The following is a 26,878-nucleotide window of genomic DNA, read 5'->3' as shown; positions in this document are numbered from 1 at the left end:
CGCGGTGTCCGTTTCCTTCCCGCTCAGCAGATCTGCCGAGCGTGAAGGAAACGGTTGAGAGGGAACGAAAACGCCCCGCCGGTCGAAACCGGCGGGGCGAATCTTGTTGGTTTCGACGCGGCTCCTCGCTGCGCTCGTCACCGGCTCAACCAGCGGGGTGGGCGATCAGCGCAGCAGCGCGCGGCTCATGACGACGCGCTGGATCTGGTTGGTGCCCTCGTAGATCTGGGTGATCTTGGCGTCGCGCATCATGCGCTCGACCGGGAAGTCGCGGGTGTAGCCTGCGCCGCCGAAGAGCTGTACGGCGTCGGTGGTGACCTCCATGGCGACGTCGGAGGCGAAGCACTTCGACGCCGAGGAGATGAAACCGAGGTTCTTCTCGCCGCGCTCCGCGCGGGCAGCCGAGGTGTAGACCATGAGGCGGGCGGCCTCGACCTTCATCGCCATGTCGGCGATCATGAACTCCACGCCCTGGAACGAGCTGATCGGCTTGCCGAACTGCTTGCGGTCCTTGACGTATGCGATCGCCTGGTCGAGCGCGCCCTGGGCGATGCCCACGGCCTGCGCGCCGATGGTCGGGCGGGTGTGGTCGAGGGTCTGCAGCGCGGTCTTGAAACCGGTGCCCTCGTCGCCGATGATGCGGTCCAGCGGGATGGTGCAGTCCTCGAAGTACAGTTCCGCGGTCGGCGAACCCTTGATGCCGAGCTTCTTCTCCAGCGGTCCGACGGTGAAGCCGGGGTCGTCCTTGTGGACCATGAACGCGGAGATGCCGTTGGCCTTCTTCTCCGGGTCGGTCACGGCCATCACGGTGTACCAGGTCGACTTGCCGCCGTTGGTGATCCAGCACTTGGAGCCGTTGAGCACCCAGTTGTTGCCGTCCTTGCGCGCACGGGTCTTCATGCCCGCGGCGTCGGAACCGGCCTCGCGCTCACTCAGCGCGTAGGACGCCATGGCCTCGCCGGAGGCGATACCGGGCAGCACCTGCTGCTTGAGTTCCTCGGAGCCGTTGAGGATCAGGCCCATGGTGCCGAGCTTGTTGACCGCGGGGATCAGCGACGACGACGCGTCGACGCGGGCGACCTCTTCGATGACGATGCACGCCGCGATGGAGTCGCCACCCTGGCCGCCGTACTCCTCGGGCACGTGGATGGCGTTGAAGCCCGACGCGACGAGCGCGTCGAGAGCTTCTTGCGGGAACCGCGAGTTCTCGTCGACGTCGGCGGCATGGGGTTCGATCTCCTTCTCGGAGAGCGCGCGGATCGCTTCGCGCAGCGCGACGTGCTCCTCCGGGAGCTCGAAGACGTTGAAGTCGGGATTTCCGTAACCCATGACAACTCCTCACGGCACCGCGTGCCAATAGTGAATGGTGACCAGTGCAGCACGGCACTCAGTGCCATGTCAATCCACGGGGGACCTCTCCTCGCCGATTGTCCTCGAATCGGCGGGCAATGTCCCGCCCGAGTTCGTCGAGATCAGGGATTGCCCAGCTCATCGGCCACCCGGCGGGCGATCTCCGCGGGCGATGTGCCCGCCGGATAGGTCACCACGGTGACCTCGCGCCCGGCTCGTTCACCTGCATCGTCCGACAGAGCCGACGCCACCGATCGTGGACTCTCGACACCGAGTGCCACGGACACCCGCGCCAGCTCGGCGCGGAGCCGATCCGGGGTGGCGGCGGCGTCTCCCCTGATCATCTGGCGGAGCAGGTAGTTGTGGGTGCCGGTGATCGCCGCGACATAGGCGACGATGTGCACGGGCGGCTCGTCGGGCAGGCGTCGTCGCAGGAAGTCCTCGAAGGCGCCCTGGTAGCGGTAGGTGGTGACCAGTTCGCGGTCGCGCAGGGCCGGCACCTCCTGGACCACCTGTGCGCGGCGGACGGCGAGTTCGCGGTCTCGCCGGAAGTGCGCGAACACCACCTCGGCGGCCCGGCACACCGCGGTCCAGGGGTCGCCGGTCGAGGAGTCGAGCGTTTCGCCGACCTGCGTGAGCAGCGATTCGTGATCGGCGAAGATCACGTCCTCCTTGGACCCGAACTGGCGGAAGAACGTGCGTCGCGAGATCCCCGCCGCGGCCGCGATCTGCTCGACGGTCGTCGACTCGTATCCGTGCTCGCCGAACAACCGGATGGACTCGGCCACCACCAGCATGCGGAAGCCTGCGGGGTCGGTATCGGCTACGGACATGGGTCAAGTATCACCACACCGCGTGCCGACGCCGGCACGCGTGCGAGAAATCGGTGTCAGGAGCCGGCCGCCTGCTGTCGCAGTTCCGCCTTGAGGACCTTGCCCGTCGGTGTGCGCGGCAGATCCTCGGAGAACACGATGTCGCGGGGCACCTTGTAGCCCGCGAGCAACCGCTTGCCGTGTGCGATGAGGTCGTCGGAGGTCACCGTCTGACCCGCCACCACCAGGACGTACGCGCGGGGCCGTTCGCCCCACTTCTCGTCGGGCACACCGATGACCGCGACGTCGGCGACCGCGTCGTGGCTGACGAGGGCCTGCTCGACCTCGATCGTCGAGATGTTCTCGCCGCCGGAGATGATGATGTCCTTGGCGCGGTCACGCAGCTGAATGTAGCCGTCGGGATGCATCACGCCGAGGTCGCCGGTGTGAAACCAGCCGCCCGCGAACGCCTTCCGCGTCTCGTCGGGATCGCGGAAGTAGCCCGCCATCACGTTGTTGCCGCGCAGGACGATCTCGCCCATCGTCTCGCCGTCGGCGGGCACATCGGTCAGCGGCAGCTGCTCCTGCACGACCACCCGGGCGGTCTCGGCCTGCACCATGCCAACCCCCTGACGGGAGAGTTTGGTGGCTCGTTCGCCGGGTTCCAGTGCGTCCCAGGCCTCTTGGTACTCGCAGATCGTGTACGGGCCGTACACCTCGGTGAGCCCGTACACGTGCACCACGGTCACGCCGATCGCCTCGAGCGCACCGATCACGGTCGGCGACGGCGGCGCGCCCGCGGTGGTGATGCGCAGCGGGGTGTCCAGCCGGTGGGCGCGCGGCGAGCCGACGATCGTCGTACACACCGTCGGCGCGCCGCACATGTGAGTGACCCCGAGCTGCTCGATGGCATCCCAGATCGCGTCGGCGCGCACGGCACGCAGGCAGATGTGCGTCGCGCCGGCATGGGTGACCGCCCACGGGGTGCACCAGCCGTTGCAGTGGAACATCGGCAGCGTCCACAGGTACCGCGACGCCCCGGTGAACTGGTTGTGGAAGGTCTCGCCGAAGGAGTTCAGGTAGGCACCGCGATGGGTGTACATGACGCCCTTGGGTTTTCCGGTGGTCCCCGAGGTGTAGTTGATCGCGATGATCGCGTCCTCGTCGTCGACGACCCACGGGATGGGCGTCGGGTCGAGGGCATCCGCGCCTGCGAGGTGGTCGTCGTAGGACACCAGTCCGGGTATGCCCGCATCGGCCACCGGCCCGGGTGTCTGCCCGAATTCGGGGTCGGCGATCTCCACGACGGTGCCGACGGCGGGCACGTCGTCGATGATCGCGGCGACGGTGTCGCGGAACTCGGCATCGAAGTAGAGGACCGTGGCGCCGGAATGCTGCAGGATGTAGACCAGCTCGGGACCGGCGAGCCGCGAGTTCAGCGCGACGAGGATCCCGCCGGCCAGCGGCACCGCGTAGTGCGCGATCAGCATCTCCGGGATGTTCGGAGCCAGATAGGCCACGCGATCTCCCGGTGTGATCGCCTCGCGCAGCACCCGTGCCAGGCGCTGGACGTGGTCGCCGAACTCGGCATAGGAGTACCGGCGCTCGCCGTAGACGATGGCCTCGCGGTCAGGGAAGACCGCCGCGGAACGTTCGAGGAAGCGGAGCGGGGTCAGTTCGGAACGGTTCGCGCCCTCCCAGTCGGCGGTCGCCGGCCCCGCGTCGGCCGCGAGTGGATCTGGGGTGAACTCCGACATCTTTCCTCCGTGCCTCGTGTCACCGGTTCCGCCGATGTGACGGCACCTTGCTACGACGGGCATGAAGGGTATCGGTCACACCACGACGCCGACACCCCCCGAAGAGGGGGTCCGACGCCGCGAACGTGACCGGTTTGGTGCGTGGCCGCAGGCCGTAGCGGGTACCCCAAAAAGCGGGTTTCCCGGCGGAGGACCTGTGAGCACTACGTACGGTGGATACATGGCAACTCCCACCGAGAGTCCCTCACCGACGACCACCCCGTCCACCCCGATCGCGAAAGAACCCACCATCGACGATCCGGTGCCCACGGCCGATGTCTCCGCCGACGACGAGCTGTCGGCCGAGGAACGCGCACTTCTCGTCGACAACCTGCGCTACGTCCTCGACGGCCGCTGGCGCTCGACCAGGGACACGGTGCGCGAGAACTCCAACCGCGCGGACCTGCTCCCCGACCCCTCGCGCACCCTCGAGCAGGCCCGTGCGCACACCCTCGAGGTGATGCGGGAGCTGGCATCACAGGGCTTCGCCGCGGCAGGATTCGCCTCAGACCACGGCGGCACCGGCGACATCGGTGCGTCGATCACCGCCATCGAGATGCTCGGCTACGCCGACCTGTCACTGATGGTCAAGGCCGGCGTGCAGTGGGGTCTGTTCGGCGGGGCCGTGGAGAACCTCGGCACCGAACGTCACCACCAGAAGTACGTGCCCGGCATCATCGACCTCGACGTCCTGGGCTGCTTCGCGATGACCGAGACGGGCCACGGGTCCAACGTCCAGGCGATCGAGACCACCGCGACCTACGACCCGGCCGCCCGCGAGTTCGTGATCAACTCCCCCACCCCGTCGTCGCGCAAGGACTACATCGGCGGCGCCGCCGAGCACGCCCGTTACGCCGCGGTGTTCGCACAGCTGATCACCGGCGGCCCCGACGAAGAGCCGTCCGGACGCGGCGTGCACTGTCTCGTGGTGCCCATTCGCGACGAGGACGGCAACGATCTGCCCGGTGTCACCACCAGCGACTGCGGCTACAAGGGCGGGCTCGCCGGTGTGGACAACGGTCGCATCATGTTCGACAACGTCCGCGTCCCGGCGGAGAACCTGCTCAACCGCTACGGCGACGTCGCCGACGACGGCAGCTACAGCTCGCCGATCGAGAACGCCAACCGCCGCTTCTTCACGATGCTCGGCACCCTCATCCGCGGCCGGGTGAGCGTCGCGGCCACCGCAGGTGCCGCGGGCCGCAAGGCCCTCACCCTCGCCACCCGCTACGGTCTGATCCGCAAGCAGTTCGAGGCGCCCGACGCCACCGACGAGATCACCGTTCTGGACTACCTGGGTCATCAGCGAAAGCTGTTGCCGCTCATCGCCAAATCCTATGCGATCGCGTTCGCCCAGAACGAGATCGTCGCCGAGCTGCACGAGGTCCAGTCGGTCGCACCCGACGACTCCGACGCCGGCCGGCAGCGTCAGCTCGAGGGCCAGGCCGCAGGCCTGAAGGCCTACGCCACCTGGCACGCCTCGCATGCGATCAACGTCAGCCGGGAGGCCTGTGGCGGTGCAGGCTATCTCGACGAGAACCAGCTGTCGATCATGCGCGGCGACATCGACGTGTTCACCACCTTCGAAGGTGACAACACGATCATGACGCAGCTGATCGCCAAGGAACTGCTGTCGGCGTATTCCGAAGACGTGCAGGGCCTTTCGGCCGGCGGCTGGGTGCGGTTCATCGCCGGCATGGCGCGCGACGTGGTCGTCGAGAAGACTGCGGTGCGCCAGGTGGTGCAGACACTGCTCGACAGCTCCGACGAGGACACCGAGAAGTCGGCACTGACCGACCGCAGCACCCAGATCAGGCTGTTCCGCGATCGCGAGGACCACCTCGTGCGCACCTGCGCCCAGCGCTTGCGCCGGGCGCTCGACGACGAGAACGACGATTTCGAGGTGTTCAACAACGCGCAGGACCACCTGCTCAAGGTCGGCCAGGCACACATCGAACGAGTCGTACTCGAAGCCTTCATCGAGGCGATCGGGAGCTGCGATTCCCGTTCGGCCGCTGAACTTCTGGGCAAGGTCTGCGACCTGTTCGTCTACTCCGCACTCGAGGACGACCTGTCGTGGTTCCTGATGCACCGGCACATCTCGGTCGAGCGCGCCAAGGCGATCCGACGCGGTGTCAACGAGCTGTGCCAGGAACTGCGCCCGCACGCGCGGTCGCTGGTCGACGCCTTCGGCGTGCCCGAGGAGTTGCTGCGCGCACCGATGCTCGTCAACGGCTAGAGCGCACGGCTCAACCCGGTAGCCACGTCCTCACCGCGAGGATGAGGGCGCGCACCCCGATGGTCAGCGTCGGGTCGATCACCGGCGCGTAGTGCGGTGAGTGATTCGACGGGATGCTCAGCAGGGCGGGGTCGGTCAGGATCGACTGCGCCGGCCCCGTCCCCAGCGTCGTGAACAACGTCGGGTCGGCGCCGCCCAGCAGCCAATAGGACAGCGGCGCACCGGAGCTGGTGGCGAGGATGCCCACGTCCTCGCTGCCGGCCCCGGCACCCGGGTCGAAGATCATGTTCTCCCCCAACCACTCCGCGAACGCACCGAGCGTCGTGCCCAGTGCCGCGGCGTCGTTGGTGACGACGGGAAACCGTTCGATCTCGGTGATGGTCGGGTCGTCGGGCGCACCCGCTGTCGCGGCCTCCCCCGCCACGATGCGGCCGACCGCGTCGAGGATGCGTTGCCGCACCGCGGCGTCGTAGCTGCGGATGTTGAGCTGGATCTCGGCGGTGTTGGGGATCACGTTCGCGGCGTCGCCCGCGTGGATCGACCCGACGGTGAGCACAGCCGTTGCGGTACTGGGTATCTCGCGGGAGACGATGGTCTGCAGGCGCATCACCGTCGACGCGGCGAGCACCACCGGATCCACCGACGCCTCGGGCATCGAGCCGTGGGCGCCCCGCCCCACCAACCGCACGCGGAGCGAATCCGAACCGGCATAGGCCGGGCCGGGGTGGGCGGCGATGGTGCCTGCGGGCAGCGGTGCCACGTGCTGGCCGAGCACCACGTCGGGCTTCGGGAACCGGTCGAACAGCCCGTCGTCGACCATGGACTGGGCGCCGGAGCCGAGTTCCTCGGCGGGCTGGAACACGGTCAGCAGCGTGCCCCGCCACGACGACCGGTCCCCCGCCAGGATCGCTGCGGCGCCGAGCAGGCAGGTGGTGTGCAGGTCGTGACCGCACGCGTGCGCCACCGGCACGGTCTTGCCGGCGGCGTCGGTGTAGGTGACGGTGCTGGCGTAGTCGAGACCGGTGTCCTCGCGTACGGGCAGCGCATCCATGTCGGCGCGCAGCAGCGCCGTGGGCCCGGTCCCGTTGCGCAGCACCCCGACCACGCCGGTCCCGCCGACGCCGGTGGTCACCTCGAATCCGGCCGCGCCCAGCCGTTCGGCGACGATGCCGGAAGTCCGGTGCTCGGTGAAACCCAGCTCCGGATGCCGGTGCAGATCCTTGTACAGATCGACCAGGCCCGGGTCGATGGCGATGTCGGAGATTGTGGTGGCACCGGTTGTCGTCATGTGAGCCTCGAACTCTGCCGGGAGGAGAACCCGGCGGCTGGTCGGCGTGCGGGCGAGGTCCGCGGGCACGGTGTGCGTACATCTGCCAGTGTGCCCGCAACCCGCACTTCACGATCGCGTTTTCCGGGTTCGGGATCGGCATCCCCCGTTCCACGATCCGAATTGTTTGAACCCTGTCGCATCGGGCATCCCATGGAGACCGACGTCGTGCAGCAAACCGCCGCGTCGGGTGTGCAACATGGCGAGCCGCCGTCTCCCACCCCGACTTCGCCGATGCCGCCGAACGACCCATCTCGGGTGACAACACCATTTCGTGAGGGGAATTCATGTTCCGCCACACCGATTACATGCAATTCGACGTCAAGCCGGAGAAGCCGGACCCCGTCTACGCCCGCAAACTCCAAGAGCTGCTCGGCGGGGCCTACGGCGAGATGACCGTCACCATGCAGTACCTCATGCAGGGCTGGAACTGCCGCATGAAGGGCAAGTACAAGGACATGATCATGGACATCGCGACCGAGGAGATCGGTCACGTGGAGATGATCGCCACCATGGTCGCCCGCCTGCTCGAAGGTGCTCCGGTCACCGATTCCACCGCCAACGCCCTCGGCGATCCGGTGGTCGCGGCGGTGCTGGGTGGCTCGGATCCCACGCAGGCCGTCTTCTCCGGCGGCGGACCCCGCCTTGCCGACAGCAACGGCGTGCCGTGGAACAGCGGCTACATCACACACAGTGGCAACCTGCTCGCGGACTTCCACGCCAATGTGACCGCCGAAGCCCAGGGTCGTGTGGCGACCGCACGTCTCTGGCACATGACCGACGACCCTGGCGTCAAGGACATGCTGCGCTTCAACCTGGCTCGTGACACCTTCCATCAGAATCTCTGGCTCAAGGGCATCGAGGAGCTGAAGGCCGACGGCCTGGAGGGCACCATCGCTCCCAACGACCTCTTCGACGAGGAGTACAGCGAGCACGCCAGCACCCTGTGGCACCTGTCCGACGGTGCGGACTCGGACAAGGGCGGCTGGGCCAGCGGCCCCACCCCCGATGGCGCGCACGAGTTCAAGTTCCTGGCCGATCCGCAGCCGCTCGGCGACCGCCAGTCCGGTCCCCCGCCGGACCCGAAGCTCTACGTCACCTACGACGGGTCGATGGGCACGCCGCAGAAGCCCAAGTTCGGCACGGAGAAGGGCCTCATGGGCAAGATCAAGGACGTCGTCGATCCCGATCCGAGCGGATAAGTCAGTTCGGTGACGCAGTGCGCGCCCGGTCGTGAGCCCGCATGGGTTCACGGCCGGGCCGCGCTCGTCCTCCCTCGACCACCCGGAGTTGACGATGAACACACTTCCTGACCTGATCACCGCGCCGTTCGGCTGGCTCAGCGCGCTCCGCCACGCGCGGGTGTTCCACCCCGACGGGCTGCTCTGCGGCGGTAGTGCCGCGGTCTCCGGCGACCATCCGCTCCCCTTCCGCAGCGGCCCGGTGTCGGTGCGGGTGTCCAAGGGGATCGGCACGCCCGGCGGGCTGCCCGACATCGTCGGCCTCGCCATCCGTTTTCCCGCCTCATCGTCGCCCGCGACCGACACCGCCACCGCCGCGCGTTCGCCGGGCACCACCGCGGCGGGTGCGTGGGACCTCCTGCTCGCGGGGCCGGCACCGCTGTCCGGACGGCTCCCGGTACCGCTGCCGACCACTCACTGGGCCACCGAGGTCTCGAGCCTGACGCCGTACCGCCACGACGGTGAGCTGTACTGGATTCGCGCCCGCATTCTCGAGCCCGCCGACGCCTCGGGACTCTCGATCGAGGATCTGGCCGCCTTCGTGCGGCAGAACAAGCCGATCGTGATCATCCTCGAAGCCGGCAGCCGACGTTTCGTACCGATCGCGCGCATCGAACTCGATCATCTCCTGACCGGTCTCGACGTCGACTTCGATCCGATCCTGCACAAACCGGACGGCGTCGAGTTCGCGCCGTCGTGGCTGGGCGACCTACGACGCCGCGCCTACCGCGACAGCCGGGCCGGACGTCATTCGGTGGCGTCCTGATCGGTCGGCTTGTCCGGGAGGCGTTTCCCGGAAGCCTTCGTTGTTCCCTTGGGAGGTAATCCCAGGCGCACGGCCTCGTGGGCCTGGGTGAGTTCGCTGCGGAGCCGCTCGACATCGCGCGCCCACGCCTGTGCGAGCCGGCCGTCGGCCAGTTCCACACCGATGCCCCGGCGCCTGCGCGGTACGCCGTGCAGCTCACCGAGCGCCGAGCTGCTCTCCCAGTCCTCGGGGGCGTGGCCGTGGTTGGGCGGGAAGATCTTCTCGATGTCGGCCAGCGGGGTGGTCACGGTGCCCTGACGCAGGGCCGTCTCGGTCAGTTCGACGCTGACGTGGCGTCGCGCCGCGGTGACCTGCACGAGCGAGAACCCGAACAGGACCACGAAGAACACCGCCAGCACCGGCCAGTGCACCTGCCCGGGACCCAGGATCTCCATCAGGAGAACCGCCCCCACGAGCAGCGGTCCGATGAGGACCACCCAGCGACTGCCGCCGGACTCGTGGAACAGAACCTCACCCGGGTCCGCGTCGGAGATCTCGTCGTCGCTCACGGGTTCTTCTTGCGCGGACGCGACTTCTTGGGTTCGGGGGCTTTGCCGGTGTACCAGGTCTCCGGGTCCGGCCGGTAGGCCAGCAGCGACCCGAAGAGGCCGATGAGCGCGGCGATCAACGCAAGGGCGAAGAGCGGAGATCCGAGACCGACGCTGAGGAACAGGAGCATCGCGACGACGACGAGCGTCAACGCCGACAGCGACGACCGCCATCGCACGTCGCCGGTGAAGGCCTTGCTGCCGAGCAGGACATAGGCGACGCCCACGACGATGACCATCACACCGAGCACCCCGGAGGCGACGGTGCCCGAGTCGGCGACCGCCGACAGGATCACCACGAGCGCGCCCAGCAGGACGAGCAGCGCACCCGATGCGAGCCAGCACCGGTAGGCCCAGACGACGAGTTTCGGACGCTGCTCCGGGTCGGGACTTGTCACTGGTTCTTCGGTCCTTCGCTCGGGCTGTCGGGATGCCGCTCGGAGGCGTCCTTCTCACGATGTTCGCTGTCACCATACGGGCTGTCACCCGGGGGCGCGGCGTGCTGGGACGGGGTGCCGGACCGGCCGTACGGATTCTGGCCGTACGGATTCTGGCCGTACGGGTTCTGGCCATAGGGGTTCTGCCCGTAGGGGTTCTGCCCGTACGGATTCTGGCCGTACGGATTCTGGCCATAGGGATTCTGGCCGGGTGCGCCGGGATACGGCGTCGACGACGGGAGGACCGGCTGTGGCTTGCGTGCGGCGGCCATCGTGCGGCAATACGTCTCCGAGTCCCCGCGCATCAGCAGCACGGTCGCACCCAGCGCCGCGACGCCGCTGATCACCAGCGGGACCATCGCCCACGCCGGCGAGGTGTTGCCTGCGAAGAGTGAGAACAGCAGGCTGACCGCGACGTAGACCCCCATCGCCGACAGCACGATGCGCGCCCAGTTGTACCCCTTGCGGGTGAACCACACGATCAGCGCGGTGATCGCGGTCAGGAAGACCGACATCGCGACCAGGACACCGACCACGAAGCCCGACGACGTCATGAACTCGAGCTGGTCGGACGTCACACCTTCCGGGGGCGCCGAACGGACCTGGTCGCGCACGGTGTCGACGAACGTTCCCGTCTGCGCGAACAGCGCCACGATCTGCCCGACGACCACCGCCACCCACAGCTCGACGGCGATGGAGACGGAGTCGGGGATCTTCGGTTTCGACGACTCGAACGGATCGGGTGGCATGCGGGCCGGGTCGAACGGTGCGGACATGGGTCCAGCCTAGTGAACCCCACCCGGGACAGCGTCAGGCCGCACGACGGCGGGCCGGCCGACGTCGGTCAGGACGACCGCGGTCAGGACAGCCGCTCGGCGACCTCGGCCGCCCAGTAGGTCAGGATGATCGACGCCCCGGCCCGGCGAATCGAGGTCAGCGACTCCAGGATCGCCGCGTCCCGGTCGATCCAGCCCCGTTCGGCGGCGGCGGTGATCATCGAGTACTCGCCGCTGATCTGGTAGGCCGCCACGGGTACGTCACTCATCTCGGCGACGTCGCGCACGATGTCGAGGTAGCTCATGGCCGGTTTCACCATCACCATGTCGGCGCCCTCCTCGAGGTCGAGCCGCACCTCGCGCAGTGCCTCGATCCGGTTGGCGGCGTCCTGCTGATAGGTGCGCCGGTCACCTTCGAGCGACGACCCGACGGCCTCGCGGAACGGACCGTAGAACGCCGAGGCATATTTGGCCGCATAGGCGAGGATTCCGGTGTCGGCGAACCCCTCGGCGTCGAGCGCGGCGCGGATGGCGGCAACCTGGCCGTCCATCATCCCGCTCGGACCGAGCAGATGTGCACCGGCGCGTGCCTGCGCCAGCGACATCGAGATGTACCTCTCGAGGGTCACGTCGTTGTCGACCCGACCGCGGCCGTCGACGACCCCGCAGTGACCATGATCAGTGAACTCGTCGAGGCAGGTGTCGGCCATCAGGACGGTGGCATCGCCGAGGTCGTCGGACAGGATCCGCAGGGCCCGGTTGAGGACGCCGTCATCGGCGTCGGCCCCCGAGCCGGTCGCGTCCTTGTCCTCCGCGCGCGGCACCCCGAACAACATCAGCCCGCCGACGCCGGCCGCCACCGCCTGCGCGGCGGCGGCCCGCAACGAGTCCATCGTGTGCTGGACGACGCCGGGCATCGAGGAGATGGGACGCGGGGCGTCGATGCCGTCGGCGACGAACATCGGCAACACCAGCTGCCTCGGTGCCAGCGTGGTCTCGGCCACCAGCCGGCGCATCGCCGGGGTGGTCCGCAGTCGCCGGGGCCGGATCACGGGTGACATGTCAGGAACGCGACCGACGAGACTTCTTGCGCGGGGGCGGAAGTGCACCCTCGGCACGCAGTCGGGCGGCATGCTCGGCGAGCGCGTCGACCAGTTCGAGCACCGACGCGTTCTCCGGCTGCACATCCACGCGCAGACCGAATTCCGTTGCCGTCTCGGCAGTCTTGGGGCCGATGCAGGCAACGATGGTGCGCGCGTGCGGCTTTCCGGCGATACCGACCAGGTTGCGGACCGTGGAGCTCGAGGTGAAGCAGACCGCGTCGAAACCGCCGGTCTTGATCATCTCGCGGGTCTCGGCGGGCGGCGGTGCCGCCCGCACGGTGCGGTAGGCGGTGACGTCGTCGATCTCCCAGCCGCGGTCCCGCAGACCCTCGGAGAGGGTCTCGGTGGCGATGTCGGCGCGCGGCAGCAGGATCCGGTTGACCGGATCGAACACGTCGTCGTAGGGCGGGAACTCCTCGAGCAGCCCGAGTGAGCTCTGCTCACCCGACGGCACGAGTTCGGGGTTGATACCGAAGGAACGCACCTTCTCTGCGGTGGCCTCGCCGACGCAGGCGATCTTCACCCCGGAGAAGGCCCGGGCGTCGAGACCGAACTCGGCGAACTTCTCCCACACCGCGCGGACCGCGTTGGTCGAGGTGAACACGACCCACTGGTAGCGGCCGTCCACCAGACCCTTGACCGCGCGTTCCATCTGCGCGGGACTCCGGGGCGGTTCGACGGCGATCGTCGGCACTTCCTTGGGCATCGCGCCGTGACTGACGAGGCGCTCGCTCATGTCGCCGGCCTGGTCCTTGGTGCGCGGCACCAGCACGGTCCAGCCGTACAGGGCGCGCGACTCCCACCAGGAGAGCTTGCCGCGGGCGCCGACGACCTTGCCGATGGTGACGACCAGCGGACCGGTCAGCGCGTTGCCCTGCTCGTTGAGGGTGGCGAGGGTGGCCTCGATGGTCCGCTGGGCGCAGGTGGTGCCGTTGATGGTGATCGCGGCGGGGGTCTGCGGAGCCATGCCGTGCTCGGTGAGTGCACTCGCGGTCTCGGCCAGGTGACCCGACGTCGCGTGCAGCACCAGCGGGCCCGGTGCGGCGGCCAGGGCCGCCCAGTCGACCTCGCCGCGCACATCGGCCTCGGTGTGCGTGGAGCCCAGCGGCATGCCCGCGTAGCTCGGGACCACCGACGCCGCGGGCAGGCCCGGGAGCACCTCGAAGGTCACCGAGGTCCGCGCGACGGCGTTGACCTCGGCGAGCACCGAGTCGGTGGTCAGCGGGTCACCGGCCACCACCCGCACGACATCGTCGCCGTTGCGGGCCGCGGCGACCAGGGTCTTGGCGACCTCGGCCGGGTCGCCGAGTGCCGGGCGCACCACCGACTCCTCCTCGGCCGGGGCGTCGGCCTCGGGGGCCGGCACATCCTTGGCCTCGGCGGCGTCACCGGTGTCGGCGTCGTCGGCGGGCTTGTCGGCCTTCTTGGTGGACCGACGGGTGTCTGGGGCTGGTTCATCGCGATGTGCACTACCGATCAGCGACACCACCGCTGCGGGCACATCGGGGTCGATGTAGGCCGTGGTCGCGTTGATGATCACGGTGCGTGCCCGCACGGTGAGCAGGTCAGGATCTCCTGGACCCGACCCCACGAACAGGATCCGTCCGGGGTTTGCCTTCTTCGTACGGCTCATGGGTTCGCACTCTCCTGCCCTCCTCAGAGGGCTGCAGTTCGTTCTCTGCTAGGGAGAGTTGACGAGTTCGCCCGCTCCCAGCTCCAGCAGTTCGGCGGCGAGACCCTTGCCAAGTTGAACAGCGCGATCGACCGGACCCACCACCGAGGCGCGGATCACATCCGATCCGTCCTCGGCCGCCACTGCCGCGCGAAGCGACAGTTCGGCGAAGATGTGCCCATCCTCATCGATCGACTCGACCACCTCGGCGATCGCACCGACCGGTGCGGTGCAACCGGCTTCGAGAGCCGACAGCACCGCCCGTTCGGCCTCGATGGCCGCGCGGGTGGACTCGTCGTCCAACTCGGCGAGAATTCTCACCAGTTCGGCATCGTCTGAGCGGCACTCCACAGCGAGTGCACCCTGCGCCGGAGCCGGCAGCATGACCACCGGATCGAGCGCCTCGGTGACCCTGTCGGTCCGCCCGATGCGCGCAAGTCCGGCGCGGGCGACCACGACTGCGTCGAGTTCGCCGCTGGCGACTTTGCCCAACCGAGAATCTAGGTTGCCTCTTAGGGGGCGGATTTCCAAACCGAGACCCAATGCCCTAAGCTGTGCCGCCCTGCGGGGCGCCGAGGTTCCGATGACCGATCCCGGAGGCAGCTCCCCCAGCACCAGTCCGTCCCTGCTGACCAGGGCATCCCGGGGATCCTCGCGGGTGGGGACGGCCGCGATCGTGAGGCCCTCTTCGGGCGCGGTGGGCAGGTCCTTGTAGGAGTGCACCGCGACGTCGACCTCGTCGTTGTGCAGCGCGACGCGGATGGCGGTGGTGAAGACCCCGACGCCGATCTCGGCCACCGGTGCCGCCGAGGCGTCACCCGCGGTCTTGATGATGACCAGCTCGGCCGGGTGCCCGGCGGCGGTCAGCGCGTCGGCGATGGTCTGCGCCTGGGTCGTGGCCAGCAGGGAGCCCCGCGTACCGACCCGGATCGGCGCGGTGGGAGTTGTGCTCATCGGTCACCCTGCTCGACGACGCGGTCCGTGGGACCTGATTGCGGACCGAGGTGATCGGGAGCCGAAACCGCCTCCGCCGCACCTGGTTTGAGTTCGAACAGCTCGCGCAGCGCCTCGGCGTAGTGATCGCCGGCAGGGGTCGACGCCAGCTGCTTCACACGCACCGTCGGCGCATGCAGGAGCTTGTCGACGACGCGACGGACGGTCTTGGTGATCTCGTCGCGCTGCGTCCCCTCGAGGTCGGGCAGCCGGGTCTCGAGACGCAGGATCTCGGCCTCCACCACGTCGGCGGCGCGCTGACGGAGTGCGGCGACGGTCGGGGTGACCTCGGCCTGACGCTGGTGGGTGAGGTAGTCGGCGAGTTCGGCGGCGACGATCGACCGCGCGGCGAGGGTGTCGTTCTCGGCGGCCTGGGTGGCCGAGTCGCCGCGCAGACCCTCGATGTCGACGACGTGCACGCCGGGCAGTCGCCCGGCGGCCGGGTCGACGTTGCGTGGGAGGCCCAGGTCGCAGATCACCAGCGGCATCGGGCGGCCCTGAGTCCGCCCCGTGCCGGCGCCGGCGCGGGCCGCGAGGGCCTCGTGCACGTCGCCGACGCTGACCACCGCACCGACGGCACCGGTGCAGGTGACGACGACATCGGCGGCGGCCATCGCGGCGGGCAGGTCGTCGAATCCGACGCCGGTGACCTTGATGCCGTGATTGGCGCTGATGTTCTCGGCGAGATGCGCGGCGTTCTCGACGGTCCGGTTGACCACGACCATCTCGGTGACGCCCTCACGGGCCAGCTGAGCGGTCGCCAGGCCACCCATGGCGCCTGCGCCGACCACCACGGCGCGGCGCATGACCGGCTCATCGGATGTCGGGTCGGCCAGGACCGTCTTCGCGCGGTGCAGTGCGACGGACACGACGGAGGCCCCCGCGCGGTCGATGCCGGTCTCGGAGTGCACCCGCTTGCCGACGCGCAACGCCTGCTGGGCGAGCTCGTGCAGGACGCGCCCGGCCGACGCGTTGGTGTCGGCACTGAGGTAGGCGTTGCGGATCTGGCCCAGGATCTGCTGTTCACCGACGACCAGCGAGTCGAGGCCCGCGGCGACGGTGAAGAGATGCTCGACGGCGGCCTCGGAGTACCGGACGTAGGCGTGGCGGGTCATGTCGTTGACCGTCATGCCGGAGTGGTCGCCGAGGACCGCGCCCACGGCCTCGAGCGCCGGGTGGAAGGCATCGACGACCGCGTATATCTCCACGCGGTTGCAGGTCGAGACCAGCATGGCCTCCGATATCGCCCGCGACGAGAGCAACTCGTCGACCAGTTTGGGGCGGTCGTGGTCGGAGACCGCCAACCGCTCGAGCACCTCGACCGGCGCACTACGGTGCGACACCCCGAACAACAGAACACTCACGCTGTCACCGTTTCTTCACCCATTGCATTTCCCTGGCGTCCGTCGGCCGCCTTCACCCCGCGCGACGACTTGATGTCGCTGCGTGAGGAGTCCTTGAGGTCGTTCCGTCGAGCCTGCGTGGGGGCCTGTGTGGTGCCACGAGAGGCCTGGAACGCCAGTACCTGTAGTTCCAAGGCTAGATCAACTTGTCTGACGGCAACATCCGACTCCGTCGTCAGCGCCACCGGCGTGACGTTGAGCACCTGCCGGACACCCGCCTCGACGAAGGCGTCGAAGGCCCGTTGGGCGTCGTCGTCGGCGGTCGCGACGACGGCGATCTCGATCGCGGGCGACACCCGGGCACAGGTCGCCGCGATGTCGGCCAGGGGCGCGACCACGGGACCTTCGGGTTCCAGGGTGGTGCCGGCGAGCGCGGGATCGGCGTCGAACATGGCGGCCACCCGGAAGCCGCGGCCGAAGCCCGTGTGGGCCAGCAGCGCACGGCCGAGCTGACCCGCGCCGGCGAGGGCGACGGTGTGGATGCTGTCGGTGTGCAGGGTCATCGAGATGCGGGCGGTGAGCCGTCCGACGTCGTATCCGACGCCGCGCACACCCTTGGCGTCCACGTACGAGAGATCCTTGCGCAAGATCGCGGGGTTGACCCCGGCGGCGGTGGCCAGCTCGCCGCTGGAGGCGACCAGGACGCCGCGGCGGCTGAATGAACGCAGCACGTACAGGTAGGTGGCGAGCCGCGCGACGGTCGGTTCGGGGATCGTGCCGGCGTCCGCGACGGGCGCGGGAGGGTCTGCATCGGCTGACTTCGGACGATCGGCGCCCACGCTCACCCCCACGTCTCCCGACTCACTCCCGGCTTCCACCGCGATCGTTCGAGGATATAACCCCGCGTGTGAATCTGTTCACATGGGGGCACGAGGTTCGCGGGAGTGTGTTAGCGCCCGCTCACGCCCGCGCGGCGAGGTCGGCCCGCAGACGGGGTTCGTCGACCTCCCAGTAGCTGTGCTCGTCGCCGTCGAGCAGGACCACCGGCAGCCGGTCGCCGTACTCGGCGCGGATGTCGGGGCTTCCGTCTGCGGCGGCACGGTCGACGTCGACCTCGGTGAACTCGACACCCAGGTCGGCGCAGATCCGCGCCAGGTCGAGGCGGGCCGCCGCACAGGCCTGGCATCCCGCACGGGTCAGCAGTTCCAACGTCATGGGAGACCATTTTCGCAGCGTCGCGATCCGCCTCTCGCGCGGGTGAGCCGAACGCGTCCTGCCTGTGTTCCCCGACACCCCGGACGGGCGCCGGACCGTCGAGGCAGGCCGCTAGGCTGGACCGCGCAAGCAGTGCTGGCGCTACGCGTGGGAGGTGGGCGGTGGGCGAGACCCCGGGCCCGGAAGACCGACGATCCGACGACACGCCAGGTGACCCTGCACCCGCTCCCCCGCCCAACCCCGTGCAGGGCGACGGCCCGACCGGTGACGACTGGGAAGCACACGCCGCCCGGGTCGAGTTCACCGACGACTTCGACGAGGACGCCGAACTCCACGGCCTCACCGAGGACGAGACCAGGCGCGTCAGCACGTGGATCTCCCAGCGTGCGAGCGCCGCGACGGGCCGGTTCCGTCAGACCGCGCACGAGCTCCGCCAGACCCTCGCCGGCGAGGCGAGCGCCAAGGCCGCGGTCGACTCGCTGCGGTCCCGCGAACCCTCCGAGATCCCCGGCGAGCCGGCGCGCGACCTGACCGCCGCAGCCTTCTTCGACGTCGACAACACCCTGGTCCAGGGCGCGTCGATCGTGCACTTCGCGCGCGGGCTCGCGGCGCGGAAATACTTCACCTACAGCGACATCATGGACTTCGCCTGGACCCAGGCGAAGTTCCGGATCACCGGCAAGGAGAACGCCCGCGACGTCGCCGAGGGCCGCGAGAAGGCGCTGTCGTTCATCGCCGGGCGCCCGACCTCCGAACTCGCCGAGCTCGGCGAGGAGATCTTCGACGACTACATCGCCGACAAGATCTGGCCGGGGACCCGGGCGCTCGCGCAACGTCACCTCGACGCCGGACAGCAGGTGTGGCTGGTCACCGCGACCCCGGTGGAGCTCGCGCAGACCATCGCCGACCGTCTCGGCCTGACCGGTGCGCTCGGCACCGTCGCCGAGAGCGTCGACGGCGTGTTCACCGGTCGGCTCGTCGGCGACATCCTCCACGGGCCCGGCAAGGCGCACGCCGTGCGTGCACTCGCGATCCGGGAGGGACTGAACCTCAAGCGCTGCACCGCGTACTCCGACTCACACAACGACGTCCCGATGCTGTCGCTGGTCGGCCGCGCGGTGGCGATCAACCCCGACCCCGACCTGCGTGATGTCGCGAAGGTCCGCGGCTGGGAGATGTACGACTTCCGCACCGCCCGCAAGGCGGCGAAGTACGGCGCGGGCACCGCGATCGTCCTGGGTGCGGCAGGGGGCGGCGCCGCGGCGGCCGCGCGGTTACTGCGTCACCGCTGAGTCGCGATCGGTGGTGGATCTGCGGACCGGCACGAAGGCCACGAATCCGCCTCCGCCGGTTCCGAAGTGACCTCGAGACCTCACTTCGACGACGCGACCTCGATCGAAGTCCAGCCGTCGAACCGACGTCGCATGCGACATCAATCCGGTTCGGGGACGGCCTCATCCAGGCGCAACTGCTCACACCCGTTCAGAGCGAATCGATCTCGCTCATGGGATCGATGAGCACCTTCGCGTGGTGCTCGGCGGTACCCAGTGCGTCGAAGGCCGCGGCCACCCCGTCGAGGCCGACGGTCGCGGTGATCATCGGCGCGACGTCGACCTTCCCCTCGGCGATCATCTGCAGGGTCTCGTAGAACTCGGCGGGGTCGTAGACGAACACGAACCGCAACTCGTGTTCCTTGTTCAGGGCCATCGCCGGCCGGAAGGTGTCGGGCTCCATGCACACCCCGACCACGACGATGCGTGAGCGGAACGGCGCATCGGTCACGATGCGTTCGATCATCCCGGGTGCCCCCACGCACTCGAAGACGACCGGGCCCTTCGGCGTCGCACCGAGACGGTCGGCGATGCGGAACAGCGACGACCACGGGGCGAGCGGGATCCGCCGCAGCGTCCGCATCGCGTCGAAGGCAGTACCCAGCAGGTCCTGCGCCTGGGTGACGTACCCGCCGACCTCCGCGCAGCGGTCGAACGGCGAGGTCTCCGCCGGATCGACGACGATGTCGGCGCCGACGCGGGCGGCCAGTGCCCGCCTCCCCTCCGACAGGTCGCTGGCGATGACCGTGCGCACGCCGTCGGCCTTGAGCATCGTGATGACCGCGAGACCGATCGGGCCGCATCCGATCACGACCGCCACGTCGCGGCGCCCCACCTCGCCCCGCCGGACCGCGTGATGGGCGACGGCCATCGGTTCGGTGAGCGCGGCCTCTTCGACGGACAGACCCTCCGGGATCTCGAAGGTCATGTCCTCCGACACCAGCACGAACTGTGCGTACCCGCCCGGCGCCGACTCCGACAGTCCGGTCATGTGCGCCTCGTCGCCGTGGCGGATCATCGGCAGCGACACCACGGGCGTCCCCGGCGCCCACCGCTTGCGGCATCCGGGTCCGTAGGAGACCACCTCGCCGGCGAATTCGTGTCCCATGACCACCGACTGCCCGGACCGCATGAACGCGTCGTAGCCGACCTCGGAGGACACCTGGGCGGTGGCGTCGCAGTGCACGCGCGCATGGAGATCCGACCCACAGATCCCCGAGCGGAGGACTCGTAACAACACCTGGCCCCGGCCCGGTTGCGGGGTGGGTACCTCTTCGACCGTCAGCTCACCGGCTCGACACACGACTGCACGCATGCTCAATGGTTAGCAGGCGCGGACCCGGCGTGGCGTGTGACGCGGCCGGACCCGTCGGAGTATCAGCCGAAGTAGACGCTGCCGCGGCGGCTCAGCATCCGGAAGAGCGTCTGCTGGATCTCCTCGCGCACGTGATCGGTGAGGTCGAAGACCACCATCGGGTCGTCGGCGGACGACTCGTCATAGGAACCGGTCTCGATGGGCCGGCCGAAGTGGATGTGCCACTTCGACGGCAGCGGCACCATGCCGAGCGGTCCGAGCAACGGGAACAGCGGCGTGACCGGGAAATACGGCAGGCCGAGGACCTTGGCGAGCGGTTTGAGGTCGGCGACCATCGGATAGATCTCCTCGGACCCGACGATCGACACCGGGATGATCGGTGCCGCGTTGCGCAGCGCGGTGGTGACGAAACCGCCGCGACCGAATCGCTGCAGCTTGTAGCGGTCCTTGTACAGCTTGCCGATCCCCTTGAAACCCTCCGGCCAGACCGCGGTCAGTTCGCCTGCCCGCAGAAGGCGGTCGGCGTCGTTGGTGCAGGCGAGGGTGGCGCCGAAGCGCCGGGCGACCTCACTGATGCCGGGCGTGTCGAACACCATGTCCGCGGCGAGAACCCGCAGGTACCGTCCATCGGGATGGTTGTCGCGCACCGCGAGCGAGGTGATGATCGCGTCGACGGGGATGGTGCCGGCATGGTTGGCGACCAGCAGCGCACCTCCCTCGAGGGGCAGGTTCTCGATGCCGGTGACCTCGACGCGGAACCACTTCTCGTAGATCTGGCGGATCGCCGGGAACCAGACGGCCTCGGTGAAGTGCGGGTCGAAGCCGAACTCGTCGACCTCGTACTCGCCCGCCATCCGCTCACGGATGAATCCGGCGGTGGAGGTCAGGGTGTCGGCGACAGCCCCGCGCAGACCACCCAGGCTGAACAGCGGACTCGACTTCGACGGTCCGCGGTGTTCGACGCCGAGCGCCGCGTCGGGCAGGGCGATCTCATCGCTGATGGGGGTCACCCGCGCGGTCGGGCTGCCGAAGCCGTCGGTGTTGGGATGACCGGGAGCTTCCGACGATTCTCGTTGCGTCACTGAGCCTTTCGCGCGACTCTGGGGGCCGGTCTGCTGACTCGGGTGGCGTCGACGTCCGGAGTCCCGGGCCCCGCGCCGATCGCCGGTGGAGTCCGGACCCGACGTGTAGAGCTGAATGACTTTCGCGGTTCGCGCGTCGGTCGCTCCGCTACCTGCCAAGATGCTCACCCCTAGTCCGTGTCCTCGGTCGACGATCGCTGATCCACGTCGGGTGGCCGATCGCTACTGCACTGCTGGTTTCCTGCCGCCACAGACACTCTTCGAGCCTGACGACGAGACGTCGGGTCTTCGGTGACCTTGACTTGCTACCCATCACATCGTCGTCGGCGATCGTGCTGCCTGCGACGTTACCGCCCGCGACCTGCCATCGGTGACACTGCCATCGGGGACACTGCCATGGGTGACACTGCTGCCATCGGTGACAGTGCTGCCATCGGTGACGCTGTCGTCGCACTGTCGCCGTTGACAGGAGACGTCGCAGTCGGATCGCAGGCATCGACTCGGAACCGCGGTCCGGCCCCGCCCAGATACCTCTCTCGAATCATTCTCGCCGCGCCTTGTGCGATGTGGGTCTGGCGTCCAAGTCTAGAGGTTGCGGTCACGTTGCGCACGCTCGGATCGACTTCGTCACCATCATGACTCAAAATTTCACTGCAACTGGTGGGCGGCCGAAACCACCCGCCGCTCCAGGGACCGCCAGGCGTCCGCACCGATCACCGGAGTCACCCCGCTGCGCTCGACGAAATCGTCGAGGGTTTCCAGCGTCGTGTACCGCGGGACGAAGCCGAGTTCGGTACGCATCCGGGTGGTGTCCAGCACACGACCGTAGGTGAGGAACTCCGTCTGCGACGACCGCAACTTGGCCGAACGGAGGTCTTGGAACACCCCCGCGATCGGCGCCAGCAGGCCGCTCGGCACCGGCAACTCGACATGTCCGACCCTGCGGATGGCCTGGGTCAGCGTCACCACACCCTCGCCGGAGATGTTGAAGGTGCCCACCTTGCCGGCGAGCGTCACGTACTCCATGGCAGCAAGCGCGTCCTCCTCGTGCAAGAACTGCAACCGGGGCTGATAGCCGAGGACGGTCGGCACCACCGGCGCCGCGAGGTACGAACTGATCCGGGTGGTGATCCGCGGACCGAGCATCGCCTGCGGCCGGACGATCGTGATGTCGATGTCCTGACGCCGGCGTCCCAGGCCACGCACATAGCCTTCGACGTCGAGCAGATCGCGACCGTAGCCGCGCGTGGGTTCACGGCGTGCGCGCGTCTCCTCCGCGAAATGCGACGGGTCGTGGCTGCTGGCACCGTAGACCATGCCCGTGGACCGCAACACGAGCCGCTTGACCGACGGCGTGCGCTGACAGGCCGCGCAGACCTGCATCGCACCGACGACGTTGAACTCCTTGATCGCCGCCGAATGCGGGGCGGTGTCGGCGATCGACGTCGCCGCGTGCACAACGGTGTCCACCTTGTACGACGCCAGCGCCTTGGCGATCGTGGGTCGCCGGATGTCGAGGCGAAGAAACTCCGCCCGGCCCATCCGACGCAGCAGGTCCTTGCGCGGAACACGCGAGTCGACGGCCAGCACGCGCTCGATCTCCGGATTCGCCGCGAGCCTTGCGACCAGGTAGCCACCGAGGAATGTCGACGCCCCCGTGACCAGGACTACCCGGGGCGGGGCGGAGGTGGGTTCGGCCATGCCCAGAGGCTATCGGGGCCGAGCTGATTAAGCCCGCCGAGACGACCCAGAGACGACGAAGGTCCCCGCCCGAGCCGACGCCGATGGACGAAAGGCCTCCCGGCAGCAGCCGGAGCCGGTCACACCAAAGGACCCGCCGAGGCGGGTCCTGACACACCAAAGGACCCGCCGAGGCGGGTCCCGACACACCAAAGGACCCGCCGAGGCGGGTCCTGGTGCCAAGCGGAGTGCTTATTTGCCGAGTTTGCGGCGCTGCACGCGGGTCCTACGCAGCAGCTTGCGGTGCTTCTTCTTCGACATGCGCTTGCGGCGCTTCTTGATAACTGAACCCATCGGGGCGCTTCCTCACGATTGACACTGATGAACTTGATCGACCCTGGTCTGCACTGGGCCGGGACGGAGCCGGGAGCGAAGCGAGCGACCGCAAAAATAGGTAGCGGAGTGCTCACCGGCGCATCCAGGTACGCGACCACCGAGCCTACCGGCCACACATCGGATCAGGAAATCGCGGTACCCATAGGGCCCTTCCGCCACCTGTCCGCAGCCCCGGTTGCCGCACACTCCACGCCCGCCCCAGAGCAGAGATCCCCCGTGGCCGGCACCTGGCCGGCCACGGGGGACCACTGTCTCGAACTGCCTTCAGGCGTGTAGCCGGGCTGCGATCAGCCGGCGTCGAAGTACGACGTCTCCAGATAATCGTGAACCGCCTTCGCGTGCACACGGAACGAGCGTCCGACCCGGACCGCGGGCAGTTCGCCGCTGTGAACGAGACGGTAAACGGTCATCTTCGATACGCGCATCAGCGACGCAACTTCGGCGACGGTGAGAAACTGCGACCCTGAAGTCGCGTTGCTCACTGCGCCCGTCCTGTCACCAGGAGTGTCTGCAGGTGCCATGAATCACTCATACCTCCGTGCACGCGTCGCGGCCGCAGGCTTCCCCTCCTGCGGACATCAGACACGCACGTGCTTAAAGGAGCTTAGCGTGGCGGATGTGAAAAAAGCGACGTGAGGGACCAGGATTTCTGAGATTCCTGTGACTCGACCCCTACATGCTGGGGTTTATCGGCCCGACGACCACAACTCATGGTGTGTCGGTGACCGCGTGTCCCTGACCCAAACCCTCGACCTCCACTCGACGTCCGCCACGCGCGCTGGCCGCCGCGCAGGCACGAGTTGCCTGATAGACGGCGTGCCGGAAGCCGTTCGCCTCGAATTCCCGGATCGCCTCGGCGGTCGTGCCCCCGGGAGAGGTCACCGCGGCACGCAGATCGACCGCGGACAGACCCGAATCGCTGAGCAGGATCCCGGCCCCGCGAATGGTCTGGACGGCCATCTCCGACGCCTGCGCCCGGGTCAGCCCGAGGCCCACACCCGCGTCGATCATCGCCTCGGCCAGCAGGAAGACATAGGCCGGTCCCGAGCCCGACACCGCGGTCACCGCGTCCATCTGCTTCTCGGGTACCACCGCCACCTTGCCGACGGTCTTGAGGATCTTCACCACGGCCTGCAGTTGCTCGTCGGCGACGTAGCGTCCGGCCGACACAGCCGACATCGCCTCGTTGACGAGCATCGGGGTGTTGGGCATGACGCGGATGACCGGGGACCCCGCCTGCAATGCGGACTCGTAGCGCGACAGCGGGATGCCTGCGACCAGGGTCACGGTGACCCGCTCGGTCTCCGAGTCGTCCTCCGCGGAGGTCAGGACACGCAAGATGGAGTCGACGTCGTCGGGCTTGATGGCCAGGAACACGTACTGAGCGGACTCCGCGGCGGACTTCACGTCGGTGACGAGCACGCCGTACTCGTCGGCGATCTCGGCGGCGCGACTCTCGATCTTCTCCGCCACGACCAGGTCCTTGGTCGGGGTGCCTGCACCGATCAGACCGGCGAGCAGGGCTTCACCGATCTTGCCTCCGCCGACGATGGCGATGCGTTGAGTCACGAATGTCTACCTTCCTGAAGGAATGAGGGCCAGCTGCCGGGACTGCGCGACGACCGTCCCGGTCGAGTCCACCACGAGATGATCCTCCTCGAACATCCCGGGGCCGACCTCGGAGCTGGTCGCGGCGAAGCGCAGCCACCCCGGCGCCGGATGCCGGCGGACATAAGTCGTGAGCTGCACCGTCGGCGCCCAGCCGAACAACGCGAGATTCATCACCACCGGCGGTGAGATGTCGCAGACGAGGACGGAGAAGTACTCGTCGGGTTCGATGCCCTTCGGGCGTATCCAGCCGCGAACCAGCGGCTCGCCGGTCTCACCGCGGACGATGGGGAACGTCTCGGAGTCGAGGACGAGATCGATCGCCGCGCCGAGATGGTTGACCTCGGAGATCGGCGACCCGTCGAGCGGGATGCCGGTCGGCGTCGGCTCGGGCGGTGTCCCGTCGAGCACCGTCGGGCCGGAGTGGTGGGGTGCACCGCTGTCCGGACGCGCCATGGTCACCGACGACGAGACGACGGTTCGGCCCTGCTGGACGGCGTCGACGGACAGCACCGTCACGGTACGTCCGCGCTTGCGCACCGAGACCACGAAGTCGACGTCGGCCGCGTCGGGGGCGGTCAGGAAATCACTGGAGATGGCCACCGGGATCATCGCGGCCGCCGCCTCGGCGAGCTTGTCCCCTGCCGGGGTCAGTGCGGTCAGCGCGGTCCGCGCCGCCTTCGCGACGATCATCTGCAGAGTTCCGCCGTGCACCTTGGGCCCGATGGTGAACGTCTCGTCGATGCAGGCGCGCAGCGTGATCGCGTCCGGCCCACCCCGGTCCACCTCGGTCAGCGCCTGAACCTGGGTGATCTTGCTGGTCATCGTCCCGCCTTCGTGGTTGCCCCGGCGCACTCACCACCTGGACCGAAGGAGTCAGTTGCTGATCTGGCCGGTGGGCTCGGGGTGCAGCTCCCGTTTGAGATGCCGCCGGGCAAAATCTAGCGAACGCGCCAGCAGCGCGCTCCGCTCGGGTTTGGTACGTGCGCCGCCCGTGCTGACCTCCAGCACAACCGCACCCGAGAAGTCGCTCGACGCGATGCGGCGACACACCTCGACGCAGGGCTGCGCACCGTCTCCGGGGATGAGGTGTTCGTCCGTCGACGCACCGTCGCCGTCGGCGAGGTGCAGATGACTCAATTGCGAACCCATGCGCTCCAGCAGGTCGAGGGCATCGACTCCGGCCGTGGCGGTGTGCGACAGGTCGAGGGTGTAATGCGCGTAACCGTCGTCGGTCGGATCGATCGACTTGCCGAACGCCGACGCCGCCAGCCCCGGGCCGCCGCCGCGCTTCTCGAGTCGACGCACCGACGACTCCCGCGCCCCGAAGAACCGGTCGGCGCGCATGGGGAACATGTTCTCCACCGCGATCGCGACGCCGCTGTCCTCCTCGAGTTCGGCGACGAGGTCGTCGAAGGCGGAGACGTAGCCCCGCTGCCAGCGGAACGGCGGATGCACGACGACGGTCGGGGCACCGAGATCCTCGGCGGCCTCCACCGAGCGGGCCAGCTTCACGATCGGATCGCGACCCCACACGCGCTGCGAGATGAGCAGACACGGTGCGTGGATCGACAGCACCGGCACCTGATAGTGCTCCGACAGATACTCCACGCGCCGGATGTCCTGGCTGACGGTGTCGCCCCACACCATCAGCTCGATGCCGTCATATCCGAGGTCGGCGGCATACGCGAACGCCGCCTCGGTGTTCTGCGGATACACCGAGGCGGTCGAGAGCCCGACGGGGATCTCGGGCGTCGGCGACGGGACACCCGGCGACTCCGCATCGGGCACGGGCGAATTCATCGGTTC

Annotated in this window: 25 protein-coding genes; 4 read left to right on the top strand and 21 right to left on the bottom strand. The window is 68.5% G+C overall.

The genetic code is table 11. From position 1 onward, the window contains the following. Positions 1-165: 165 nt before the first annotated feature. The 3 genes from H1R19_RS04555 to H1R19_RS04545 all read right to left on the bottom strand — a co-directional run bounded on the left by H1R19_RS04555 (position 166) and on the right by H1R19_RS04545 (position 3,919). Positions 166-1,329: an acyl-CoA dehydrogenase gene (locus tag H1R19_RS04555; protein WP_188329634.1), complete on the bottom strand. Its 1,164-nt coding sequence runs from the start codon at positions 1,327-1,329 to the stop codon at positions 166-168. A gap of 143 nt (positions 1,330-1,472) precedes the next feature. Next, positions 1,473-2,183 (bottom strand): TetR family transcriptional regulator, encoded by a 711-nt coding sequence (locus H1R19_RS04550; RefSeq protein ID WP_219850668.1) that lies wholly within the window; start codon positions 2,181-2,183, stop codon positions 1,473-1,475. Between the two features lie 56 nt (positions 2,184-2,239). After that, positions 2,240-3,919, bottom strand: a complete 1,680-nt coding sequence (locus H1R19_RS04545) for an AMP-binding protein (protein WP_219850667.1) — start codon at positions 3,917-3,919, stop codon at positions 2,240-2,242. 220 nt (positions 3,920-4,139) lie between these two features. Between H1R19_RS04545 and H1R19_RS04540 the strand changes: the two genes are divergently transcribed. Continuing rightward, positions 4,140-6,197 (top strand): acyl-CoA dehydrogenase family protein, encoded by a 2,058-nt coding sequence (locus H1R19_RS04540; RefSeq protein WP_188329631.1) that lies wholly within the window; start codon positions 4,140-4,142, stop codon positions 6,195-6,197. Positions 6,198-6,207: 10 nt separating this feature from the next. Here the strand turns inward: H1R19_RS04540 and H1R19_RS04535 are convergent, their stop codons facing one another. Further along, on the bottom strand, positions 6,208-7,485 hold the full coding sequence (locus tag H1R19_RS04535; RefSeq protein ID WP_188329630.1) for an amidohydrolase: 1,278 nt from the start codon (positions 7,483-7,485) through the stop codon (positions 6,208-6,210). A gap of 326 nt (positions 7,486-7,811) precedes the next feature. On the opposite strand from H1R19_RS04535, the gene H1R19_RS04530 reads away from it, so the two are divergent. Further along, positions 7,812-8,726, top strand: a complete 915-nt coding sequence (locus H1R19_RS04530; protein ID WP_188329629.1) for a manganese catalase — start codon at positions 7,812-7,814, stop codon at positions 8,724-8,726. Positions 8,727-8,820: 94 nt separating this feature from the next. Next, positions 8,821-9,531 carry a hypothetical protein gene (locus H1R19_RS04525; protein WP_219850666.1) on the top strand — a complete coding sequence of 237 codons (711 nt, stop codon included), beginning with the start codon at positions 8,821-8,823 and terminating at the stop codon, positions 9,529-9,531. On the opposite strand, the gene H1R19_RS04520 is transcribed toward H1R19_RS04525, so the two are convergent. The 9 genes from H1R19_RS04520 to H1R19_RS04480 all read right to left on the bottom strand — a co-directional run bounded on the left by H1R19_RS04520 (position 9,513) and on the right by H1R19_RS04480 (position 17,657). After that, complete coding sequence (locus H1R19_RS04520) at positions 9,513-10,079, bottom strand: DUF3093 domain-containing protein (RefSeq protein WP_219850665.1); 567 nt, start codon at positions 10,077-10,079, stop codon at positions 9,513-9,515. The genes H1R19_RS04525 and H1R19_RS04520 overlap by 19 nt on opposite strands. After that, complete coding sequence (locus H1R19_RS04515) at positions 10,076-10,516, bottom strand: hypothetical protein (RefSeq protein ID WP_219850664.1); 441 nt, start codon at positions 10,514-10,516, stop codon at positions 10,076-10,078. The genes H1R19_RS04520 and H1R19_RS04515 overlap by 4 nt, the downstream gene beginning before the upstream one ends. Next, on the bottom strand, positions 10,513-11,331 hold the full coding sequence (locus H1R19_RS04510) for a hypothetical protein (protein WP_188329625.1): 819 nt from the start codon (positions 11,329-11,331) through the stop codon (positions 10,513-10,515). The genes H1R19_RS04515 and H1R19_RS04510 overlap by 4 nt, the downstream gene beginning before the upstream one ends. Positions 11,332-11,414: 83 nt before the next feature. Then, positions 11,415-12,392: a porphobilinogen synthase gene (gene hemB / locus H1R19_RS04505; protein ID WP_188329624.1), complete on the bottom strand. Its 978-nt coding sequence runs from the start codon at positions 12,390-12,392 to the stop codon at positions 11,415-11,417. Position 12,393: 1 nt separating this feature from the next. Then, entirely contained in the window at positions 12,394-14,067 is a 1,674-nt protein-coding gene (locus tag H1R19_RS04500) for a bifunctional uroporphyrinogen-III C-methyltransferase/uroporphyrinogen-III synthase (RefSeq protein ID WP_188329623.1), read from the bottom strand. A 48-nt stretch (positions 14,068-14,115) separates the two neighbouring features. After that, entirely contained in the window at positions 14,116-15,060 is a 945-nt protein-coding gene (hemC, locus tag H1R19_RS04495; RefSeq protein WP_188329622.1) for a hydroxymethylbilane synthase, read from the bottom strand. After that, on the bottom strand, positions 15,057-16,463 hold the full coding sequence (locus H1R19_RS04490) for a glutamyl-tRNA reductase (protein WP_188329621.1): 1,407 nt from the start codon (positions 16,461-16,463) through the stop codon (positions 15,057-15,059). The genes hemC and H1R19_RS04490 overlap by 4 nt, the downstream gene beginning before the upstream one ends. Next, complete coding sequence (locus H1R19_RS04485; RefSeq protein WP_188329744.1) at positions 16,460-17,281, bottom strand: redox-sensing transcriptional repressor Rex; 822 nt, start codon at positions 17,279-17,281, stop codon at positions 16,460-16,462. The genes H1R19_RS04490 and H1R19_RS04485 overlap by 4 nt, the downstream gene beginning before the upstream one ends. 121 nt (positions 17,282-17,402) lie before the next feature. Next, a complete protein-coding gene (locus tag H1R19_RS04480) occupies positions 17,403-17,657 on the bottom strand; it encodes a glutaredoxin family protein (protein WP_219850663.1) in 255 nt (84 codons plus the stop codon). A 161-nt stretch (positions 17,658-17,818) separates the two neighbouring features. On the opposite strand from H1R19_RS04480, the gene H1R19_RS04475 reads away from it, so the two are divergent. Then, entirely contained in the window at positions 17,819-18,949 is a 1,131-nt protein-coding gene (locus H1R19_RS04475; RefSeq protein WP_219850662.1) for an HAD family hydrolase, read from the top strand. Positions 18,950-19,139: 190 nt separating this feature from the next. Here the strand turns inward: H1R19_RS04475 and H1R19_RS04470 are convergent, their stop codons facing one another. The 8 genes from H1R19_RS04470 to H1R19_RS04435 all read right to left on the bottom strand — a co-directional run bounded on the left by H1R19_RS04470 (position 19,140) and on the right by H1R19_RS04435 (position 26,872). Then, positions 19,140-20,303 carry a zinc-binding dehydrogenase gene (locus tag H1R19_RS04470; RefSeq protein WP_219850661.1) on the bottom strand — a complete coding sequence of 388 codons (1,164 nt, stop codon included), beginning with the start codon at positions 20,301-20,303 and terminating at the stop codon, positions 19,140-19,142. 62 nt (positions 20,304-20,365) lie between these two features. Next, on the bottom strand, positions 20,366-21,553 hold the full coding sequence (locus tag H1R19_RS04465; protein ID WP_188329617.1) for a lysophospholipid acyltransferase family protein: 1,188 nt from the start codon (positions 21,551-21,553) through the stop codon (positions 20,366-20,368). Between the two features lie 480 nt (positions 21,554-22,033). Then, on the bottom strand, positions 22,034-23,086 hold the full coding sequence (locus H1R19_RS04460; RefSeq protein ID WP_188329616.1) for an NAD-dependent epimerase/dehydratase family protein: 1,053 nt from the start codon (positions 23,084-23,086) through the stop codon (positions 22,034-22,036). Positions 23,087-23,317: 231 nt separating this feature from the next. After that, a complete protein-coding gene (locus H1R19_RS04455) occupies positions 23,318-23,419 on the bottom strand; it encodes a 30S ribosomal protein bS22 (protein ID WP_003402602.1) in 102 nt (33 codons plus the stop codon). Between the two features lie 329 nt (positions 23,420-23,748). Continuing rightward, positions 23,749-23,982 carry a helix-turn-helix domain-containing protein gene (locus H1R19_RS04450; protein WP_188329615.1) on the bottom strand — a complete coding sequence of 78 codons (234 nt, stop codon included), beginning with the start codon at positions 23,980-23,982 and terminating at the stop codon, positions 23,749-23,751. Between the two features lie 187 nt (positions 23,983-24,169). Beyond that, on the bottom strand, positions 24,170-25,030 hold the full coding sequence (proC, locus tag H1R19_RS04445; protein ID WP_188329614.1) for a pyrroline-5-carboxylate reductase: 861 nt from the start codon (positions 25,028-25,030) through the stop codon (positions 24,170-24,172). Positions 25,031-25,036: 6 nt separating this feature from the next. Continuing rightward, positions 25,037-25,894 (bottom strand): thioesterase family protein, encoded by an 858-nt coding sequence (locus tag H1R19_RS04440; protein ID WP_188329613.1) that lies wholly within the window; start codon positions 25,892-25,894, stop codon positions 25,037-25,039. Positions 25,895-25,945: 51 nt separating this feature from the next. Continuing rightward, positions 25,946-26,872, bottom strand: a complete 927-nt coding sequence (locus H1R19_RS04435; RefSeq protein WP_219850660.1) for a sugar phosphate isomerase/epimerase family protein — start codon at positions 26,870-26,872, stop codon at positions 25,946-25,948. Between the last annotated feature and the right edge of the window lie 6 nt (positions 26,873-26,878).

It is taken from the genome of Gordonia jinghuaiqii (genome assembly GCF_014041935.1).
GTDB classification, from domain to species: domain Bacteria; phylum Actinomycetota; class Actinomycetes; order Mycobacteriales; family Mycobacteriaceae; genus Gordonia; species Gordonia jinghuaiqii.
This window is presented reverse-complemented; position numbering and strand designations above follow the sequence as displayed.